Here is a 2,792-nt window from a genome sequence, read left to right as displayed (position 1 = left end):
CTGGAATATATTCTACAGCGCCTGTTGATGCTTTGGTCACGACTGGCGTGATGCCGACTGCCCGATGTTTCGGGATGATGATCCCATCCACTCCTGTTGCATCAGCTGTTCTTAAAATAGAGCCGAAATTATGCGGATCTTCCAAACTATCCAAAATCAAGAAAAATGGCGTCTCAGTCTTTTCTTTTGTCTTTGTTATCAAATCATCCAGCGTCAAATATTCATAGGCTGTGATGGCTAATACGATCCCCTGATGCACACCATGATCTGTCAATGTATCTAGTTTTTGTTTAGGTACCCATTTTACTGGTACTGCATGTTCTTTTGCCAATATTTTAAGCTGCTCGACTTTTTCGCCTTTGCTGTCTTCTTGAAGGAACAATTTGTTGCCGCGTCCTTGCTGAATCGCTTCGATCGTCGCATGGTTTCCGAAAACAAAAATATCTTCAACGGCTTCTTCAGTTGGTTTACGGTCTTTTTTGACGATTTCTTTTTTAAATGACGGTTTTCTTTTTTGTTTGCTGTCTTTGAATGATCGCTTTTTATCATTACGCATCTTTTTCACCTACTTTTTTGATACACCAGTCGATCAATTCTTCTAGGCGCTCTGTTTGTTTTGTTAAATGAAGATACCCCATCAATGACTCAAACCCTGTAGCTATACGATATGTTGTGATATCTGCATTTTTTGCTGAGGTATGGCTTTTAGCATTACGACCTCGTTTATACATTGTTTCTTCTGTTTCATTCAAAAGCTTTTCTTCCAGCATCGACTGAATCAAAAAAGCCTGTGCTTTAGCTGATACATAATGTGTCGCCATCCGGTGCAGCGTATTGGGTTTTGTTTGGCCTTGCTCTACTAAATAATCTCGAATGTAGATTTCATAGATTGCATCGCCTACATAAGCCAGCGCTAAACCATTCAATTGTGTATAATCTCTCATTCACTTATTCTCCATCTAGTCCCCTGGGCAGTATCTTCCAAGGTTATTCCTTTATCCTTCAGTAAATCACGAATCTCATCACTGCGGGCAAAATCACGGTTCTTACGTGCCTGATTCCGTTCTTCGATCAATTGATCGATATCGTCATCCAGCAGTTCATCTGAGAGGAAATAAATCCCAAAAATACTCAACCATTGTGTAAACTGATCTAGCGCCTTCTCTGTAACTATTGCTGATACAGTTTCTTGTTCGCTATATTGATTCAGCCATTTTGAGAGCTCATAAACCACAGTGATCCCATTTGCTGCATTGAAATCGTCATCCATCTCTGTTGTAAAACGAATTTCCAGCTCAGCCAATTCCTGTAAGCGACGTTCGTCTTCGTCTAATTGCGGAGCTGCATTTTCTTTTCTGAAGGACAAATTCTCAAATGCATTTTTAAGTTTCTGAAGGTTGACACCAGCTTCTTTGATCGTTGCCTCACTGTAGCGGATCGGACGGCGATATTGTGTCGTCGCCATAAAGAAACGCAGGATTTGCGGATCGATTTGTTTTGCTAGTTCATGCACTGTTACAAAATTTCCCAGCGACTTACTCATTTTTTCATCATCTTCGCCAATTGTTACATAGCCATTATGCATCCAATAATTAGCAAATGTCTGCCCTGTTTTTGCTTCACTTTGAGCAATTTCATTTTCATGGTGAGGAAATTCTAAATCTTGACCACCGCCATGGATATCAATTGTATCACCTAAATGCTTCGTTGCCATTACAGAACACTCGATATGCCAACCGGGACGTCCTGCTCCCCATGGTGAATCCCAAGAAATCTCGCCTTCTTTAACACCTTTCCATAAAGCAAAATCCAATGGATCTTCTTTTAATTCTTGTTCTACTCCAGTACGCTGACTGGCTCCGACTTCAAGTTCATCGATCGATTGATGGCTAAGTTTTCCATAACCATCAAATTTACGTGTTCGATAATAAACATCTCCCTTTGATTCATACGCATACCCTTTGTCGATCAACGCTTGGATAAACGTCAGGATATCCGGCATATGATCCATCACCCGAGGATGGCTAGTTGCCGGCTGCACATTTAACACTTGTGTATCTTCTTCAAATGCCTGAATAAACCGATCTGCCACTTCCGGCGCTGTTATTCCTAATTCATTCGCCGCACGAATGATCTTATCATCGACATCGGTAAAATTGGAAACATAGTTCACTTCATAGCCGCGGTATTCTAAATAACGTCTAATCGTGTCGAATGCGATCGTACTTCGGGCATTGCCAATGTGGATATAATTATAAACTGTTGGTCCGCAGACATACATCCGGACTTTGCCTTCTTCTATTGGTTGAAAGGTTTCTTTTTCCCTTGTTAATGTATTATAAATTTGAATCATCGTTCTCCTCCATTCTCTTTCCTTTGATCCTAACGACTTTCGCCGGTACTCCTACTGCAGTCGCATCATCAGGGATGTCAGTCAATACAACCGCTGCTGCACCGATTTTTGCCCGTTCCCCGATTGTGACAGGCCCCAGAATCTGTGCATGTGCGTGGATCATTGCCCCTTTTTTAACTGTCGGATGACGTTTCCCTGTATCTTTTCCTGTACCGCCTAAGGTAACGCCATGAAACAATACAACATCTTCCTCAATTTCCGCTGTTTGACCGATCACAATACCCATACCATGATCAATAAAAACTCCAGATGCAATCCTTGCTCCCGGATGAATCTCTATCCCCGTTAAAAAACGCCAAAACTGTGCGTGGATTTTTGCCAGCAAATACAGCCGATGCCGATAAAGAAAATGTGAAAAACGATGCCAAAACAATGCATG

General features: G+C 41.5%; 4 protein-coding genes. All 4 read right to left on the bottom strand.

Annotated elements, in window-relative coordinates:
• On the bottom strand, positions 1-556 hold a 556-nt coding region (locus tag Q0A12_RS09620), incomplete at its 3' end, for an RNA methyltransferase substrate-binding domain-containing protein (RefSeq protein ID WP_291292434.1).
• Entirely contained in the window at positions 549-944 is a 396-nt protein-coding gene (locus Q0A12_RS09615) for a Mini-ribonuclease 3 (RefSeq protein WP_291292433.1), read from the bottom strand. The genes Q0A12_RS09620 and Q0A12_RS09615, both read right to left, overlap by 8 nt.
• Positions 941-2,353: a cysteine--tRNA ligase gene (cysS, locus tag Q0A12_RS09610; protein ID WP_291292432.1), complete on the bottom strand. Its 1,413-nt coding sequence runs from the start codon at positions 2,351-2,353 to the stop codon at positions 941-943. The genes Q0A12_RS09615 and cysS overlap by 4 nt, the downstream gene beginning before the upstream one ends.
• The coding region (gene epsC / locus Q0A12_RS09605) for a serine O-acetyltransferase EpsC (RefSeq protein WP_291292431.1) at positions 2,337-2,792 on the bottom strand (456 nt) is incomplete at its 5' end. The genes cysS and epsC, both read right to left, overlap by 17 nt.

This window comes from Enterococcus sp. (assembly GCF_022711995.1).
Classification (GTDB): domain Bacteria; phylum Bacillota; class Bacilli; order Lactobacillales; family Enterococcaceae; genus Enterococcus_D.
This window is presented reverse-complemented; position numbering and strand designations above follow the sequence as displayed.

Coding starts and splice junctions, on each gene's coding strand:
- Q0A12_RS09615 (WP_291292433.1), bottom strand. CDS start 944: ATGAGAGATTATACACAATTGAATGGTTTAGCGCTGGCTTATGTAGGC.
- cysS (WP_291292432.1), bottom strand. CDS start 2,353: ATGATTCAAATTTATAATACATTAACAAGGGAAAAAGAAACCTTTCAA.